Raw genomic sequence first — 17,066 nt, forward strand, 5'->3', positions numbered from 1 at the left:
TCCTCCCCAAAATGCGGAGAGTCCGCCATCTTCGAGTCGATTTGGAGTCCGCTGAACTTCAGATTCGGGACACTAGATTCTTGATTTGACGCGTTTTCTTGACGCGAACCGGTATCCACTTCGCTCGAAAACGCTTTAGAACTTGATGTCGTCGAGGGTTTCGATCAGACGTGGCCCTATTGAGGTCTCCTCGTGGGTATCGGCATCGACCAAATTGCCGAACTGAAGTTTCGTCAACTTCGTCAGATCGGCAATCGATACCTGGAAGACCTGGACATCCTCGTCGGACAGTTTCTCGAGAATATCCGCCTCCTTGATCCGGTCGATATCCAGTATCAGGTTGCGCTGACTCATCAGGAACGCCGCCGCTTTGAGGCCGCCGTCACCCTTGGTGACGAGTATCTTCCAGAAATATTTGGGGATGCTGACACCACCAAAAGTCGGATCCTTGCGTGATCGCCCCGAGGGATTCGGCAATTCGCCGTCTTCGGCATCCGGTCCATCGAAGACCGGCCCATTCATCACGATGCCCTTGTCTTTGCCCTTCAACACGACGTCGCGGGTGTAGTCCTCCAGACCCAGCCAGAGTTGCTTGCCCTGGTTGAACGAAAAGAATTGCGGCGAGCAATTGGTGAAGTGGAAGGAATCGTCGCCATGCTCCTTGGCGTCTTCGACATCCTCGCCCCACGTCGCGTCGAGACGGCGGACGAGATGGCCGCGGTCGAACGGGTTTTGGCTTCGGTCCGCCTCGAATGTCTTTTGCTTGCCGTAGAACTCGTTGCCGAGCTGGAACTCGTCCGCGATGCGCGGGTCGCGCTTCCAGGAATCGCCCTCGCGCTTGCCGACGTCCTGTTGCTGGCCACCGTCGATGTTGACGCAACTGAAGAAGGCGAGCTTGCGCTCCTTGTTCATAACGACGCTGTAGTTGAAGTATTTCAGCTCCGACTTCGACCCCTTCGACTTCAGCGTTGCGATCTTGGATTTGAGGGACGTCGGAATCTTCGGCAAGGGCACCGAAAATTTTCCGCTGCCGATGAAGTTCGGCTTGTATCCGGGCCGCGACCCCAATGTGGTTTGGTCGATATTCACGGCCTCCATCGGCAAGCCGGTGATCGTACCGATCCGCGCGCCACCATTCGGGCCGGTGAGCGCACTTGCGACCGGCGGGGTCGGCTTGGCATCCGCGACCGGCGTGACCAGGATTTCTCTTCTCAGCAGCGGCATGGGAACGCGGATCGGGACCACAAGCGAGGTCGCGTCGCCGGACTGCTCGATCCAGATGCCGTTGCCGTTGAATGCCACACTGGCCGGCACCTCCACTTTTTCACGCGCGATCGGCCGCGACGGCGGCGATTGCTGATCAAGCACGGGCTTGACCAGCGGATGGGCACCAGCGGTCACCTTGAGATCGGCGACGATGGCGCTGACGCGAGCGCCCTCGTTGGCTTCCCAGGCGATCAGGTTCTCGTCCATCGACGCGTCCCAGATTCTGCCGTCCTTGGTGAGGGTGCGACCCTTCGAGTTCTTCTTCGTCACCCCGGCGTGGTGGAGCGCAATAACCTGCCAGAACCGGTTGAAGGCCGGCGATCCGGAAGAGCCCGGGGTGGTGTCGGTCATGTACCAGACGAAATTGCCGACATATTTCAGCAGTTTGTTTTCGCGGACGCAGACCTGTTTGAGCTGCCCGCTGGGATGCTGGATGATGGTGAGATATTCGCCCGGGTCACCCTTGCCCGGTTCGCCGCTGAGCGGCAGCCATCCCCAATCCGACAGATCTCGTCCGCCGGAATGCGACATTGGCGCCACGGCGACGATGGAATAGTCGAGCTTGTCATTGGTATAGAACAGCCTGTCCGGCTGGAATGCGAACCTGACCGACTCCCGCTCCGTGCCCGCGACATCGAACTCATAATCGAAATCGGCGACGGAATTGGCGGCGTCGCCAGGTTTGCCGAACACATGATGGTTGGTAATCAGCACGCCCGGGCCAATCATGAAACCCGTTGCATAGCCAACCAGATTTGAGCGCGCGTCCTTGAGCTGGATCCGGCAGACTGCACGGGATGCGAGCATGCCCTTGGCGAGATAATTGATGCTGTCGAGGTCATTGCCCTGGATGATCCGCTCAAGCCCGACTTGGGCGGCCAAGGCATCTTCGGTTTCCGCAAGCAGCTGACGCCGGCGGAGCTGCTTTTGCTCCACCGACATCGGCCTCGGTCCGTCGCCGAGCTGCTTGTTCAGATTAGCGGGCGAGAAGCCGGCTTGCTTTAAACGTTGTTCCGAACTGGCAATCAGACTGGCTTTGATCAGCATCGCTATCTCCTGGCAAATGGCGAGGATGCGGCGCTCGAACTTCTAAAGTGGAGGATGGCGCAAAGCCTCCGGCGCATTTCCGGTTGCCGTCAGCGCCACTCCATCGCAATTCGCCGCACATTCTAGAAAAAATGGAACAATATGCATCACTATCTTAGGATGATATCGTACAGTAAAACAACCAAAAGATCAACATTGCGGAGAGCCACGCAGAAGGTCCGGATGTCGCACCGCTCTGGCGAATCTGCTGCCGCACGAACCTGTGATGCCGTACAGAAATCGGGTCAGATCGAACCGAGTCCGCGGATCTGTCGTCTACCGTTTCACGAAATCTTGTGAGACATGGTGAGACCGCGATGCGAAAGCTATTCAGGACCGCAGCCGAGATTGATCGCTCGCTGCGCGCGGCGGGGGTTCGTGCCGCTGATGCAATGGTCCTGGCGGCAAGGTCGAAGCCGTACATCTGGCTAGAAACCGCACCGGTTGACGACGAAGCCGAGATCGCTTTGGGCGCAACCAAGATAGGCGGAACGCCAGACCTTCCGGTCACGATGCCATGGCCCTGGCGTCTTCCGTATCCCGATCATAAGCAGCGGATCGAAGAGATGCAGGCTGGCGTAGCACTCTTCAACCCGCAAGACATGATGGCTGAACAGGCCGAGATGCTCGAAGAGTTTCGGAAGCTATTGCCGCCAAACGAGTTTGAAGCCTTCGCGGCCGAATCCGCAAAGGTCGATTACAGCAAATTTAGTCTCGATTCTTTGGTCGAGGATATCAGGCGGACCGGGGAGCCGGCGCCGCTCCGGTTCATCGCGCAGGTCGACTTGGCCGAAGTCCGGCTTACGAGCCCGGTCGATCCGGACATCCCGAGCGAGGGACGGCTTTTCTTTTTCTATGACACCGACCATCGGCCCGGGGGCGATAAACCGGGAGATATCACGGGTGCGCGGCTGATCTACGATTTGACTCCCGTCGATTCGTTAAAGCGAGCAAGCCCGCCGGCCGAATTATGGGCTCACAAGCAGACCGCCGGCTTCCGGCCGCAGCGGTGCGCGCTTCATGCCGGCATATGGCCTCCCTATTTCGGCTCGCCCGAATGGAATGCCTGCGAGATCAAAGCCAGGGCGGAGAAGTCCGTGCAAGCCTGGTGGTACGAGGTCACCCGCGACGGTCATGATCACCGCTTCGGTGGGCATCCGCTCCAGATTCAGGGCAACATGCAGACCGAATGCGCGCTCGTCAGCAAGGGGCTCGACCCCAGCGCGTGGAATTCGAAGGCGGCCGAGCGGTTGAAATCCGACGCGGCGAATTGGTTGCTGCTGCTGCAAATCGCATCCGACGATCGTGCCGGCATGATGTGGGGTGATGTGGGCAACCTTTATGTTTGGATCCATCGGGACGCCTTGCGCGCCCGGCGCTTTGAAGAGGCGCGGGTGATCATGCAATGCTACTGACGCCAGACGCTTCGGGGCAGCGGCCCTTCAACGGCGCCGGAGTTGCGACATGACGGGGCGGCCTATGCCATCAGCGGCCGCCTGACGCTCCAGCGCCGCAGCGCAACAACGGCCCAGACCGCCTCGACCAGCCCGAACGGCCAGGCGCCCTGCAGAAACCCGTAGGCCGAACCGAGCGCACATGCTCCAGCGAAGCTGAGGATGTACCAGTGGCCGCGGTCTTCAAGCGCGTAGCAGATCAGCATCGCCGTTACCGCGAACAAGCCGAACAATTGCAGTGCATCCATCGCGTTGCCTCGTCGCGCCGTTCCGCTATGCGAAATTTCGTTGCCACATTTCTGTAACAAGGAAATGCGGGCCGCGCTGTGCGTCCATCGCGAAAAGCCACATCAAAATATTTGGATCGTCGCGCACTACTACGTTAGTATGAGACGCTGACTACCAAGAACCATAACGTCAACTCTGGGAGGATCTGCGATGCGCCACGCGTTCGTGCTGGGCTGTTCGGCTGCCCTGTTGGGATCGGTTGCAACGGCAAGCGCTCAAGACTGGACGAAATCGAAATGGGGACCGAACGACGAGATCGGCGCCGCCAACTATATGACCCCGGAGCTGGTTGTGAAGGCGGCCGGGCTGGTCAAGACCGGCAAGACCTACGCGCTTGGCATACCCGTCGACTCCACAACGCCGGCCTACCCGCCGCGCGCTTTCAAGATCACCGTCGTCCAACCCGGTCAGGCCGGCAGTCCTGGCCTGGGACCCAGCAAGCTGACCTATAATGACGACATCATCGAGGGCTGGGTCGGCGTCGGCAGCCAGCTAGACGGTCTCGGCCATATCGGCGTCGAGCACGTCTACTACAACGGCAACAAGTTGCTCGACTTCGCCGATCCCACCGGTCTGAAGAAACTTGGCGTCGAAAAAATCCCGCCGATGGTGGCCCGTGGCGTTCTTCTCGACATGGCCGCTCACTACGGCACCGACGTGGTCAAGGAAGGCACCGCCTTCAACGTCAAGGAGATCGAGGAAGTCGCCAAGAAACAAGGCGTCGAAATCCGTCAGGGCGACGTCGTGATCTTCCACACCGGTTGGCTCAGCCTGATCGGCAAGGACGACAAGCGCTTTGGCGCCGGCGAACCCGGCCTTGGCGTCGAAGGTGCCAAGTACCTCACCGGCAAAGGCGTGGTCGCGGTCGGCGCCGATACCTGGGGGCTCGAAGCGGTCCCGTTCGAGACCAAGAACATCTTCGAGGTGCACCAGATCCTGCTGCCGATGAACGGCACCTACATTCTCGAAAACATGAACACCGCCGACCTCGCCAAGGACAAGGCCTACGAGTTCCTGTTCGTGCTCGGCCAGCCGCGCTTCAAGGGCGGCGTGCAAAGCATGATCAACCCCGTGGCGATCCGCTAAGACGATCTCGACGGATGGCGTGGCGTTCCCGCATGGACGCCACGCCGCATCCGGCTTTGCATGTCAGACTAGAGCTCCGTTCCGATCGAATCGGAACGGAGCTCTAGATTTTTTATTTGACGCGTTTTCTTGACGCGAACCGGTATCCACTTCGCTGGAAAACGCTCTAGCTGCGTGTTAAGCGGGTCCATGCTCGCCCCCATCCTCCCTCTGATCGAAGCGGTCACGCATTGGCCCGAGCGCGGTGCGCTGGTCGGCCTCGATCTCGGCACCAAGACCATCGGCGTCGCGGTTTCCAACGCCGATCGCAGGCTGGCGACCGGCGTTGAGACCCTCCACCGCAAGGCCTTCAAGGCCGACGCGGCGCGGCTGCTTATCATTGCCGGCGAGCGCAACGCGGTCGGTTTCGTGCTCGGCCTGCCCATCAACATGGATGGCAGCGAAGGTCCGCGCGCGCAATCGACCCGCGCCTTTGCGCGCAATTTTTCCAAACTCACAGATCTGGCGATCGGCCTGTGGGACGAACGGCTCTCAACATCAGCCGTCGAGCGTGAACTGATCGGGATGGACGTCAGCCGGGCCCGCCGCGCCGAAGTGATCGACGAGCATGCCGCGATCTTCATCCTGCAAGGCGCGCTGGACCGGCTCGCCACCCTGCGCGGCGAGCGCTGAAGATGGCAGTGGTGGTCGCGGCGCTGCTGCCGGTGTTCTTGCTGATCGTGCTCGGCTTCATCCTGAAGCGGAGCTTGATGCGACTGGAGACGCAGTGGCACGGGCTGGAGCGGCTGACCTATTATGTGCTGTTTCCGGTGCTCTTGATCCAGACGCTGGTGAAGGCCGACCTCAGCAAGGTCCCGGTCGCAGGCGTCGGCGGCGCGCTGCTGCTGTCGGCGCTGCTGATGTCGCTGCTGTGCCTGGCACTGCGGCCCCTGCTCGCCCGCGGCGCGGTCGACGGACCCGCCTTCACCTCGGTATTCCAGGGCGCGATCCGCTGGCAGACCTATGTGGCGCTCGCCGTCTCGGGCAGCCTGTTCGGCGATGCCGGACTGGCGCTGGCCTCGGTCGCGATGGTCGCCATCATCCCCCTGGTCAATGTGTTCAGCGTCAGCGTGCTCGCGCAGTACGCCTCGACCGAAAAACAATCGGTCGGATCCATCGCCATGACGGTCGTGCGCAATCCCCTGATCTGGGCCTGCGCGATCGGGCTCCTGATCAACGTCACCCACCTCCCCCTGCCAAAGCTCTGGCATGACGTCGCCGACGCGCTCGGCCGATCCTCGCTGGCGATCGGCCTGCTGGTGACCGGCGCCGGCCTGCATCTCGAAGGCCTGTTCCGCCCGAGCCTTGCCGCTTCGGTTGCGGTGTTCCTCAAGCTGGTGCTGATGCCGGTGATCGCCGTCGCGCTGGCGCTGTGGTTCGGGCTGTCAGGCTCGAACCTGGCGATCGTGACCGCGTGCGCGGCGGTGCCGGCCTCATCCAGCGCCTATGTGCTGGCCCGGCAGATGGGCGGCGATGCGCCTTTACTGGCGCAGATCATCACGCTGCAGACCATTCTGGCGGCGATCACGATGCCAATCGCGATCGCATTGGTCGGGTGAGATCAGAAGTACGCAAGTTTCAGGGCCGTATGGGCTATGACCGCGAGGTTGAAAAAGCCGTGGGTTATCACGGTGAGCCAGGTCGAGCCGCTGCGGCGTCGCAGATGCCCGAAGATCAGCCCGACGAGGAATATCTGACAGACATAGTACCAATCATACTGCTGGTGGATCAGGGCCCACAGCGCCGATGACAGCACGATGGCGCCGATCGGACCGAGAAATGATTGTGACCAGCCGCGATACAGAAGTCCGCGCACCACGAATTCTTCCGTCACGGGTGCGCCGACACACAAACCGATCAACAACAGCCACATCAGCCCGTCGTCCTGCGCGGAGCGATAGCTGTCGATCACGAAAGCGGGCGTCGGCTGTCCCGTCAGAAACGAAAGCAGGAGCCATGCGAGCAGGAACGCGAAGGTTATTGCGAGGCCGTAAACGAGTTCGCCGCGGTTCGGCCAGTTCAGCGCCAGATATTCCGTGAAGCCCGGCCTCGCGATCCGGATCGCGGCCCAGAGCACAGCCAGGACGACGGGACATGCGGCGATCGTGCCCGCGCCGATGGCGCCACCCCGAAACATCAACTCGGTGAGCTGTGCATCGGTCATGGAGGGATCGGCGGTCTGGACCAGCACCAGGAAGCCCACAATCAAATGCGCGAGATTGAACGCAATATAGGCAAGCAACGCGATGACCGCCGAACCCAGGAAATACCAGGTACGGGGTTGACGTGGCAGAACCGGCAAAGCGGGTGGCGCGGAAATCTCGAGCGATGACATGGGAACCTCCGCGCCTTTGTCGCGAAGGCGCGGCGTCAGGTTCGAGATCGGCAGCTATTGCCCGGCGAGCCAGAAGGTTTGAATCGTCGCCGCCGTGTTGTTGAGAGCGTGGATCACGATCGTCAGCCAGGTCGAACCACTGCGGTAGCGGAGATAGCCAAGCAGAAGACCGATGGTGAACACCTCACCGAAGAAGAACCAGCTGTACTGCAGGTGCATCGAAGTCCAGACCAGCGACGACAGGAAGATGGCGCCGGGCACCCCGAGGCGCGATTCCGACCAGCCGCGGTAGAGAAAACCGCGCGCCATAATTTCCTCCGAGATCGGTGCTGCCACGCAGAACGCGATCACGAGCAGCCATAGCGCGCCGTCGGCCTGCGCCGATTTCAGCACATCGCCCATGAAGCCCGGCGTCACCTCGCGCCCCAGCGCACGCGACAGCAGGTCCCAGCCGCCGACCAGCACGGCCAGTGAGACGGCGCCGATCAAAAAATTCTGCCATGTGGTCCAGCGCAGCGCGAGATAGTCGACAAATAGCGTGCGCGAGGCGCGCGTCGCGACCCAGGCCGCGAGCAGCACCGCAGGCATTCCCATGATCACGGACAGCGAGATCGTCAGCCCGGCGCCGACGACATGGATCGCTGCCGCGAGATCCCAGGAACCTTGCCGCAACACGAAGTAAACGATGACCACGGCCTGGCCGACGAACATCCCGGCAAAGATGAACAGCCCCCACAGCGCCGTGCCCCAGAACTTCCAGATCCGGGGCGGACGCAGGGCGGACGCGACGGGAGGGGGCGGTTGCGGGAGGCTGAGGGAATCCATCAACTGACTTTCAGGGCAGCGCCCGTTCCAGCAGACCAGCGACGTCGGCGCTGGCAAGATCGACCGCGCCGTACATGCTGGCGTGATTCCCGGCAAGGCGCGTGGCGGCAAACAGTTCCGCATGCCGTGGCGACACCGCGTTGAGCGCCGCCGCGGCGGCGAGCAGCGCCAGTTTTTCGACCGCCAGCCGGGCCACCCGTTCGCTGTCGGGCCGGCGGAAAGCTTTGCCGATAAAACCGACCGCCTCGCCGGCCCCCGGCAGGCCCAGCGTTTCGCCGGTGAGCTCGTGCAGGACCGCCGATGCCGCATCGGCCTCGCGCGACAGCGCCCGGAGCACGTCGAGGCACATCACATTGCCTGACCCTTCCCAGATCGCGTTGACCGGCGACTCCCGGTAATGCCGCGCCAAAATCCCCTCCTCGACATAGCCGTTGCCGCCGAGGCATTCCATCGCCTCATAGAGAAAACCCGGCGCGCTCTTGCAGACCCAGTATTTGATCGCCGGCGTCAGCAGCCGCATATAGGCGGCCTCCCTGGCGTCTGACGGCGCCCGGTCGAACGCCCGGCACAGCCGCATGACAAGCGCGATCGAGGCTTCGACATGCAGCGCCATGTCCGACAGCACCGCCTGCATCAGCGGCTGGTCGGCAAGATGCTTCTGGAACACGCTGCGGTGCCTTGCATGGTGCAGCGCATGCGCCAGGCCCGAGCGCATCAGGCCGGCGGAGGCAATCGCGCAATCCTGCCGCGTCAGCTGCACCATCTGGATGATGGTGCGGATGCCTTTGCCCTCGTCACCGATGCGCTCCGCATAGGCGCCTGTGAATTCCACTTCTGATGAGGCGTTGGAGCGGTTGCCGAGCTTGTCCTTCAGCCGCTGGAAGCGGATCGCGTTGACGGAACCATCGGGGGCAAAGCGCGGCATGAAGAAACAGCTCAGGCCGCCGCCCGCCTGCGCCAGCACCAGGAACGCATCGCACATCGGCGCCGACATGAACCATTTGTGGCCGGTGATGCGATAGGCATCGCCGTCGCGCTCGGCGCGCGTCAAGTTGGAGCGCACATCGGTGCCGCCCTGCTTCTCGGTCATGCCCATGCCGACCGTCATGCCGCGCTTGGTCCACCAAGGCGCAAAGCCCGGATCGTAGGACCGCGTCGCCAACACCGGCATTACCTTCGCCAGCAGATCCGGCTGCTCGGCCAGCGCCGCCACTGATGCGCGCGTCATGGTGATCGGGCAGAGATGCCCGGTCTCGACCTGCGAGGCGATGTAGAATTTGGCGGCGCGCACGACTTCCGAAGCACCGCCCGCCGGCTTGCCGTCGGCATTCCAGGTCGAATTGTGCACGCCGGCATGCGCCGAATGCGCCATCAGCTCGTGATAGGCCGGATGAAACTCGACCTCGTCCCGGCGGTTGCCGCGGGAATCGAAGGTCCGCAGTTTTGGGGTGTTCTCATTGGCGGCACGGCCTCGCGCCGCCATTTCGGCCGAACCCCAGTGCTGGCCGAAGTCGGATAGTTCACGGCCCGCCTCGCCACCGCCATTGGCGGCTACCGCCTCGGCCAGCGGGCGGTCGGCCGCGAACAGGTCGACATCTTCGAACGGCGGCGACTGATTGAAGACCTCGTGGGTCGAAAATGATGCCTGGCTCATGGCGGGTCTTGCTCCGGGAATCAATTCCGTCGCGCAATCGGGAAATCATAGGCCTGCCGGCCGACCCCCGGCAGCGAAAAGTGCCACCACTCCTTCGAATAGTTCACAAAACCTTGCTTCGCCATCGCAGCCACCAGCACATTCCGCGATCGTCGCTGCGCCGGCGTGATCGAGGGGGCGGCGGTATGCGATTTGACGTCCGAGCAATCATAGCCGGTACCCATATCGACGCTGCCTTCCGGCGCCCGGGCCTCGGCGGGCGCGGTGCAGTCGGCGTAAGCCTTGGTGGAATCGAACTTCGCGGAATTGTCGGCGGTCAGATCGACCAGGGTCAGATCGAGCGCGGCGCCGGTCGAATGTCCGGATCGGGTTGCGATATAGCCCAGGCGGAACAAATCAGCCTTGCGGAAGGCCGGGTTATAGCGGCGTTCGGCTTGCGTCTCCTTGCCGTTCTTCGACCACGCCACCATGTCGGCCACCGCGCGCTCCGGCCGATAGCAGTCGAACATTTTCAACGACAGCTTTTGCCTGGCGAGTTCCTGCTGGATGTTCTTCAGCGCCAGGCCGACCTCGCGCTTCACGACGCATTCGGCGGCGTCATATCCCCTCAGCGGCTTGCCGACAAAGTTGTTCGACGTGGCATAGCGCACGTCCTGGATGATGCTGGGATCGATATCGCGCAGGTAGACGAAGCCGCCCGGCAGGGCCTGTGCTCGCACAGCCTGCGGGCTGGACAAGCCAAGACCGGTTAATGTGATCACTAAAATGGCCTGCCATTTCTGCATCGAACACCTTCCCCGCGCGCTGAACGCGGCCCAATTGCGGCAACCCTCTTTACCCTGCGCGGCGACAGACCGGGGGATAACTCGCAAGCCCCCTATTCGCACTTGCCCCGCATGGGAAGTCTGCCTATAGCTCTCGTTTTAATGACCCCTGCATCGAAATCGACCTTCGTCCTCGGTCACCGGCATCTGCTGGGAATCGAGGGGCTTTCCGCCGCCGATATTACCGGCCTGCTCGACCTTTCCGAGGAATATGTCGAGCTCAACCGCCAGGTAGACAAAAAGCGCACTTCGCTGCGCGGTCGCACCCAGGTGAACCTGTTCTTCGAGGCCTCGACCCGCACCCAATCCTCGTTTGAACTGGCCGGCAAACGGCTCGGTGCCGACGTCATGAACATGTCGGTGTCCTCGTCCTCGATCCGCAAGGGCGAGACGCTGATGGACACCGCCGTCACGCTCAACGCCATGCATCCGGACATCCTGGTGGTGCGCCACCACGCGTCAGGTGCGGTGGAACTTTTGGCGCGCAAGGTTGACGGTTCCGTGATCAATGCCGGCGACGGCAGCCACGAGCATCCGACCCAGGCGCTGCTGGACGCGCTGACCATCCGCCGCAACAAAGGCCGGCTGGAAGGCCTCGTGATCGCGATCTGCGGCGACGTGATGCATTCCCGCGTCGCCCGCTCCAATATCCTGCTGCTCAACACCATGGGCGCCCGGGTCCGCGTGGTGGCGCCCTCGACGCTGTTGCCGCGCGGCATCGAGCGGATGGGCGTCGAGGTGGCGCGCGACATGCGCGAGGGCCTCAATGGCGCCGACATCGTCATGATGCTGCGGCTGCAGCGCGAGCGCATGAACGGCTCGTTCGTGCCGTCGTCCGGCGAATACTTCCACTATTTCGGCCTCGACCAGAAAAAGCTCGCTTACGCCAAGCCCGACGCACTGGTGATGCATCCAGGTCCGATGAACCGCGGCGTGGAAATCGACTCATTCGTGGCTGATGGCGCGCAATCGCTGATCCGCGAACAGGTGGAAATGGGAGTGGCGGTGCGGATGGCGGTGCTGGAAGCACTCGCCCGCAACCTGCCGAACGCCTGACATGCTGACCGATCGTCGCCCCATCCTCCTGGCCAACGCCCGCGTCGTCGACCCCTCACGCGACTTCGACGGGCCTGGTGACGTCCTGATCGCCGACGGCGTGATCCGCGACTCAAAACGCGGCATCGGCGCTGCCGGCGTCCCCGAAGGCACCGACATCGTCAATTGCGCCGGCAAGGTCGTCGCCCCCGGGCTGATCGACATGCGCGCCTTTGTCGGCGAGCCCGGCGCCAGCCACCGCGAAACCTTTGCTTCAGCCAGCCAGGCGGCGGCCGCCGGCGGCATCACCACCATCATCTGCCAGCCGGACACCTCGCCGGTGATCGACAATTCGGCCACCGTCGACTTCGTGCTGCGCCGGGCGCGCGACACCGCGATCGTCAACATTCACCCGATGGCGGCGCTGACCAAGGGCATGGGCGGCGAGGAAATGACCGAGATCGGCCTCTTGAAGGCCGCCGGCGCCGTCGCCTTTACCGATGGCGCCCACAGCGTCACCAATGCGCAGGTGATGCGACGCGCTCTGACCTATGCGCGCGATTTCGATGCGCTGATCGTGCACCACACCGAAGACCCCGACCTGGTCGGCGAAGGCGTGATGAACGAGGGCGAGTTCGCCGCAAGGCTCGGCCTGATCGGCATCCCCAATGCCGCCGAGGCCGTGATGCTGGAGCGCGACATGCGCCTGGTGGCGCTGACCGGCGGCCGCTATCACGCAGCATCACTGAGCTGCATCGAGTCGCTCGAAATCCTCAAGCGCGCGCGAGACGCGGGACTTGCAGTTTCAGCGTCGGTTTCGATCAACCACGTCACGCTGAACGAAAACGACATCGGTCCCTACCGGACGTTCCTGAAACTGTCGCCGCCGCTTCGCACCGAGGACGACCGTCTGGCGCTGGTCGCGGCCGTGGCCTCCGGCCTGATCGACGTCGTGATGTCCGATCACAATCCGCAGGACGTCGAGGTGAAGCGGCTGCCTTTCGCGGAAGCCGCTGCCGGCGCGGTCGGGCTGCAGACCATGCTGCCGGCGGGCCTGCGGCTGATCCACAATGGCGAGATGGACTTCAAGACCCTGATCCGCGCGATGTCGACGCGTCCGGCCGAGATTTTGGGCCTCCCCGGCGGCTCGCTGCGCGCGGGTTCCCCGGCCGACGTCGTCGTGATCGATGCCGACGTACCCTGGGTGCTCGACCGCGACGACCTCAAATCGCAATGCAAAAATACGCCGTTCGACGAAGCCCGCTTCTCGGGCCGCGTCGTGCGTACTATCGTGGGCGGACGGACGGTCTATGAACATGTCTGATAGAGCGTTTTCAAGCGAAGTGGGTACCGGTTCGCGTCAAGAGAACGCGTCCAAAAAAGAAGTGCGCGAAATACTCCGCGGCGGGAGCAACGCCGATGTCGTTTGAACCATTCCTCGTTGTCGCGTTTTTCGTGGGTTATTTCTTCGGCTCGATTCCATTCGGGCTGTTGCTGACCAAGTTCGCCGGCACCGAGGATCTGCGCTCGATCGGCTCCGGCAGTATCGGCGCCACCAACGTGCTTCGCACCGGCCGCAAGAGCCTCGCCGCCGGGACGCTGATCGGCGACGCGCTCAAGGGCACGCTCGCGGTCGTCGTCTGCGGCTATTATGGCGGCCCCAACGCCGCGATGCTGGCCGCATTCGGCGCCTTTCTGGGGCATCTCTATCCGGTCTGGCTCAAGTTCAAAGGCGGCAAAGGGGTCGCGACCTATATCGGCGTGCTGATCGGCCTGTTCTGGCCTGCGGCCGTCGTGTTCTGCGTGATGTGGATCGCGACCGCCATCACCACGCGCTACTCATCGCTGTCGGCATTGATCGCGGCCTTCGTGACGCCGCTGTTCCTGTGGTGGTTCCTCCACCCGGCGCTGGCTTCGCTGTTTGTGGTGATGACGCTATTGCTGTTCTACGCGCACCGCGAAAATATCAAGCGCTTGCAGACCGGAACCGAGAGCCGCATCGGCGCGAAGTGACGACAACTTTGTCGTCATTCCGGGGCTCGCGAAACGAGAACCCGGAATCTTGAGATTCCGGGTCTGGTCCTTCGGACCATCCCGGAATGACGGGGGTTATCGCACCAGCGCCTCCTCGACGAACCGCGCTGCCGCCAGCGCCTTTGCGTCGTCGCCATAGCGCGCGATGACCTGCACACCCACCGGCAATCCTCCGGCGGCGATGTGCGCGGGAACGTTGACGCAGGGCGTTCCCATCAGCGTCCACAGCCGGTTGTAGCGGGCGTCGCCCGTCGAGCCCAATCCCGCCGGTGCTGCGCCCGGGGCTGATATGGCCAGCAGCACGTCGACGTCTTCGAAAACTTTTGCCAGCGCGATTCTGGCCTGACGTGTAACGTGCATCGCCCCGTCATAGGCGGCAGGCAGCATGCCCTTGCTTTCGTCGAGCCGCCCACGCAGGTTCGGCGCGACAGCGTCGTAATGCACGCGGTATTCCCACGCGAGCGCCTGATGCGCTTCGAATTCCTGCACTGTCGGATGCTCACGCCACGCTTCGGCTACGATCTCCGGCATCGCCAGCGTGCGCACGGATGCCCCTGCCCGTTCCGCAGCCCTGGCGGCGATCTGCATTGCCTCGGCGCCTTCGGCCTCCGGTGCACCGGCAAAGTCCTGGGTCACGACGCCGATGCGCGGCGTCGGCACTGACGCTTGCGGCAAAAATTCATCCCGGCCGGTCATCGCTGCAAGGCCGTGCGCGACGTCACGAACACCGGCGGCGAACAAGCCAACGGTATCCAGCGTCCACGAATAACACTTCACGCCGACGGTCGGCAGCAGGCGGTAGGACGGCTTGATCGCGGCACAGCCGCAGAACGAGGCCGGCCGGATCACCGAGCCACCGGTCTGCGTGCCCAGCGCCAGCGGGATCATGCCGGCCGCGACCGCCGCCGCCGAACCTGCCGATGATCCACCCGGCGTGTGCGCCGTGTTGCGCGGGTTGAGCGTCGCGGTCGGATCTGACGATGCGAACGCCGTCGTCGTGGTCTTGCCGACGATGCTGGCCCCTGCCGCCTTCAGCGCCATCACGACAGCCGCATCTCCGCGCGATCGAAATCCCTTGTAGATCGACGAGCCCATCTCGGTCGGAAAATCAGCGGTATCCATGATGTCCTTGATGCCGACGGCGACGCCGCGCAACGGCCCGGCGTTCTCAGCGCGGATGTTCGGATCATGGCAGACGAAGGCGCCGATCGCTTTCTCCTGCGCGCCGATCGCCTCCAGCGACTGGGCAATCGCGGCATCCGCGGAAAGATCACCCTGCGCGATACGGCGTTGAAGGTCGGCGAGCGAGATCATGGACATTACTCCTGCGGCGGACCAACGGGTTTTACGGAGCCGACCGGAACGGGGCAACGCATCGGCGGGCATGGCAGCCGTGAGAACAGGTGTTGATTGCAATCTCCGGTTGGGCAAAGCTGCGCCGACATGGATGACCATACGCCCAGCGCGCCCCACCTCACCGATTCCGAGCGGATCGACCGGTTGCGGCTCATTCGCTCCGACAATGTCGGCCCACGCACCTTCGCCTCGCTGCTCCGGCATTTCGGCAGCGCCCGCGCCGCGCTGGAGCGGCTGCCCGATCTGGCGCGGCGAGGCGGCGCGTCAGGACCGGCGCGCATCTGCAGCGAGGACGACGCGCGGGGTGAACTCGCGGCTGGCCGAAAGATCGGCCTCGCTCTCGTCGCACCCGGCGAAATCGGCTACCCGCCGCGGCTGGCCACGCTGGACGATGCGCCGCCGCTGCTTGGCGTCCGCGGCGCGCCCGAGGTGATGATGCAGCCGATGATCGCGATCGTCGGCTCGCGCAACGCCTCCGGCGCCGGATTGAAATTCGCGGGCCAGATCGCGCGCGACCTCGGCGAAGCCGGGTTTGTCGTTATCTCCGGATTGGCACGCGGCATCGACCAGGCCGCGCATCGGGCAACGGTTGCGAGTGGCACGGTGGCGGTGCTGGCCGGCGGCCATGACCGGATCTATCCGCCCGAGCATGAGGACCTGCTGGCCGCATTGCTCGAACAAGGCGGTGCGATTTCCGAAATGCCGCTTGGCCATGTGCCCCGCGCCCGCGATTTTCCACGCCGCAATCGCCTGATCTCCGGCGCTTCGCTCGGCGTCGTCGTGGTCGAAGCCGCCCACCGCTCGGGCTCGCTGATCACGGCGCGGATGGCCGCCGAACAGGGCCGCGAAGTGTTCGCGGTCCCCGGCTCGCCGCTCGATCCACGCGCCGCAGGGACAAACGATCTGATCAAGCAGGGAGCGACGCTGACCACGGAAGCCAGCGACGTCATCAACGCGGTCGCGCCGATCATGGAGCGGCCGGTCGCGTTTGAGGTGCGCGAGCCCGACGGCGAGCCACTGGATTTCGACGCGGGGCTAAGCGAACGCAAGCGCATCATCGATCTGCTCGGACCAAGCCCGATCAGCCTCGACGATCTGATCCGGATGTCGGACGCCTCGCCCGCGATCGTCCGGTCGGTGCTGCTCGAGCTCGAGCTCGCCGGACGGCTGGAGCGCCACGGCGGTGGATTGGTGTCGCTGGTTTAGAAGCGCAGTGCCGCTTCGGCAGGGCCGAGACACGAACAACCCCATGCAAAGTAAGATAAGCCACGGCTAGCGGTACCGTGTTACTTACGACGCGAGGTCAACGCTTGTCGTTGCGCGCATCGAAACTGCTGCGCGCGCCCTCGATTTCCGGCAGATGCGCGAACGCCCATTGGCCGAGCGCCTTGACCGGCTCCGCCAGCCCGCGGCCGAGATCGGTCAGTTCGTAGTCGACCCGCGGAGGAATGGTCGGAAACACCGTGCGCGTGACCAGACCGTCGCGCTCCAGCCCGCGCAGCGTCAGGGTCAGCATTCGCTGCGAGATGCCGCCGATCACGCGCTTGAGCTCGTTGAAGCGCTGCGGCCCACCGATCAGCTGCATGATCACGAACACGCTCCATTTGTCGCCGACGCGAGCCAGCACCGAGGCGACGGCGCGGCAATCGCCGGAGGCGTGCGGATTGGCCGGCAAGGCAGGCACATTGATGTGCTCGGGTCTCATGGATGTGCTCGGGTTTCAAAAATGTGCGTTCTTGCGGGGTTCTAGGACAGTCACTCATATAGCGCTAGTTACAAATCAA

Annotated in this window: 16 protein-coding genes; 8 read left to right on the forward strand and 8 right to left on the reverse strand. The window is 63.4% G+C overall.

Annotated features, from left to right (window positions below; all coding sequences use genetic code 11):
- Positions 1-135 precede the first annotated feature (135 nt).
- Positions 136-2,313 (reverse strand): DNA/RNA non-specific endonuclease, encoded by a 2,178-nt coding sequence (locus JQ629_RS26635; RefSeq protein WP_212415161.1) that lies wholly within the window; start codon positions 2,311-2,313, stop codon positions 136-138.
- Positions 2,314-2,669: 356 nt separating this feature from the next.
- Between JQ629_RS26635 and JQ629_RS26640 the strand changes: the two genes are divergently transcribed.
- The gene (locus tag JQ629_RS26640; protein WP_212415162.1) at positions 2,670-3,767 is read left to right on the forward strand and encodes a DUF1963 domain-containing protein; all 1,098 of its coding nucleotides are present in this window, start codon (positions 2,670-2,672) and stop codon (positions 3,765-3,767) included.
- A 62-nt stretch (positions 3,768-3,829) separates the two neighbouring features.
- Here the strand turns inward: JQ629_RS26640 and JQ629_RS26645 are convergent, their stop codons facing one another.
- Positions 3,830-4,054, reverse strand: coding sequence for a hypothetical protein (locus JQ629_RS26645; RefSeq protein ID WP_212415163.1), 225 nt, complete (start codon positions 4,052-4,054; stop codon positions 3,830-3,832).
- Positions 4,055-4,244: 190 nt separating this feature from the next.
- Between JQ629_RS26645 and JQ629_RS26650 the strand changes: the two genes are divergently transcribed.
- The 3 genes from JQ629_RS26650 to JQ629_RS26660 all read left to right on the forward strand — a co-directional run bounded on the left by JQ629_RS26650 (position 4,245) and on the right by JQ629_RS26660 (position 6,778).
- Positions 4,245-5,180 carry a cyclase family protein gene (locus JQ629_RS26650; RefSeq protein WP_212415164.1) on the forward strand — a complete coding sequence of 312 codons (936 nt, stop codon included), beginning with the start codon at positions 4,245-4,247 and terminating at the stop codon, positions 5,178-5,180.
- Between the two features lie 189 nt (positions 5,181-5,369).
- Positions 5,370-5,852 carry a Holliday junction resolvase RuvX gene (gene ruvX / locus JQ629_RS26655; RefSeq protein WP_212415165.1) on the forward strand — a complete coding sequence of 161 codons (483 nt, stop codon included), beginning with the start codon at positions 5,370-5,372 and terminating at the stop codon, positions 5,850-5,852.
- A gap of 2 nt (positions 5,853-5,854) precedes the next feature.
- Positions 5,855-6,778, forward strand: coding sequence for an AEC family transporter (locus JQ629_RS26660; protein WP_212415166.1), 924 nt, complete (start codon positions 5,855-5,857; stop codon positions 6,776-6,778).
- Between the two features lie 2 nt (positions 6,779-6,780).
- Here JQ629_RS26660 and JQ629_RS26665 read toward each other — a convergent pair whose 3' ends face one another.
- From JQ629_RS26665 to JQ629_RS26680, 4 genes are read right to left on the reverse strand one after another with little or no spacing between them, the layout of a single operon-like run.
- Positions 6,781-7,554 carry a CPBP family glutamic-type intramembrane protease gene (locus tag JQ629_RS26665; RefSeq protein WP_212415167.1) on the reverse strand — a complete coding sequence of 258 codons (774 nt, stop codon included), beginning with the start codon at positions 7,552-7,554 and terminating at the stop codon, positions 6,781-6,783.
- 54 nt (positions 7,555-7,608) lie between these two features.
- Positions 7,609-8,379: a CPBP family intramembrane glutamic endopeptidase gene (locus JQ629_RS26670; RefSeq protein WP_212415168.1), complete on the reverse strand. Its 771-nt coding sequence runs from the start codon at positions 8,377-8,379 to the stop codon at positions 7,609-7,611.
- 10 nt (positions 8,380-8,389) lie between these two features.
- The gene (locus JQ629_RS26675; RefSeq protein WP_212415169.1) at positions 8,390-10,033 is read right to left on the reverse strand and encodes an isovaleryl-CoA dehydrogenase; all 1,644 of its coding nucleotides are present in this window, start codon (positions 10,031-10,033) and stop codon (positions 8,390-8,392) included.
- Between the two features lie 20 nt (positions 10,034-10,053).
- Positions 10,054-10,794, reverse strand: coding sequence for a M15 family metallopeptidase (locus JQ629_RS26680; RefSeq protein ID WP_502753350.1), 741 nt, complete (start codon positions 10,792-10,794; stop codon positions 10,054-10,056).
- A 165-nt stretch (positions 10,795-10,959) separates the two neighbouring features.
- Between JQ629_RS26680 and JQ629_RS26685 the strand changes: the two genes are divergently transcribed.
- From JQ629_RS26685 to plsY, 3 genes are all read left to right on the forward strand, one after another.
- Entirely contained in the window at positions 10,960-11,913 is a 954-nt protein-coding gene (locus JQ629_RS26685) for an aspartate carbamoyltransferase catalytic subunit (RefSeq protein ID WP_192733697.1), read from the forward strand.
- A gap of 1 nt (position 11,914) precedes the next feature.
- The gene (locus JQ629_RS26690; protein ID WP_212415171.1) at positions 11,915-13,216 is read left to right on the forward strand and encodes a dihydroorotase; all 1,302 of its coding nucleotides are present in this window, start codon (positions 11,915-11,917) and stop codon (positions 13,214-13,216) included.
- Between the two features lie 95 nt (positions 13,217-13,311).
- Positions 13,312-13,905: a glycerol-3-phosphate 1-O-acyltransferase PlsY gene (gene plsY / locus JQ629_RS26695; protein ID WP_212266286.1), complete on the forward strand. Its 594-nt coding sequence runs from the start codon at positions 13,312-13,314 to the stop codon at positions 13,903-13,905.
- Between the two features lie 96 nt (positions 13,906-14,001).
- On the opposite strand, the gene JQ629_RS26700 is transcribed toward plsY, so the two are convergent.
- A complete protein-coding gene (locus tag JQ629_RS26700) occupies positions 14,002-15,240 on the reverse strand; it encodes an amidase (RefSeq protein WP_212415172.1) in 1,239 nt (412 codons plus the stop codon).
- A 129-nt stretch (positions 15,241-15,369) separates the two neighbouring features.
- Between JQ629_RS26700 and dprA the strand changes: the two genes are divergently transcribed.
- A complete protein-coding gene (gene dprA, locus JQ629_RS26705) occupies positions 15,370-16,488 on the forward strand; it encodes a DNA-processing protein DprA (RefSeq protein WP_212415173.1) in 1,119 nt (372 codons plus the stop codon).
- 97 nt (positions 16,489-16,585) lie between these two features.
- Here dprA and JQ629_RS26710 read toward each other — a convergent pair whose 3' ends face one another.
- Positions 16,586-16,987 (reverse strand): winged helix-turn-helix transcriptional regulator, encoded by a 402-nt coding sequence (locus JQ629_RS26710; RefSeq protein ID WP_212212319.1) that lies wholly within the window; start codon positions 16,985-16,987, stop codon positions 16,586-16,588.
- Between the last annotated feature and the right edge of the window lie 79 nt (positions 16,988-17,066).

Source organism: Bradyrhizobium sp. AUGA SZCCT0222 (assembly GCF_018130205.1).
Lineage (GTDB): Bacteria > Pseudomonadota > Alphaproteobacteria > Rhizobiales > Xanthobacteraceae > Bradyrhizobium.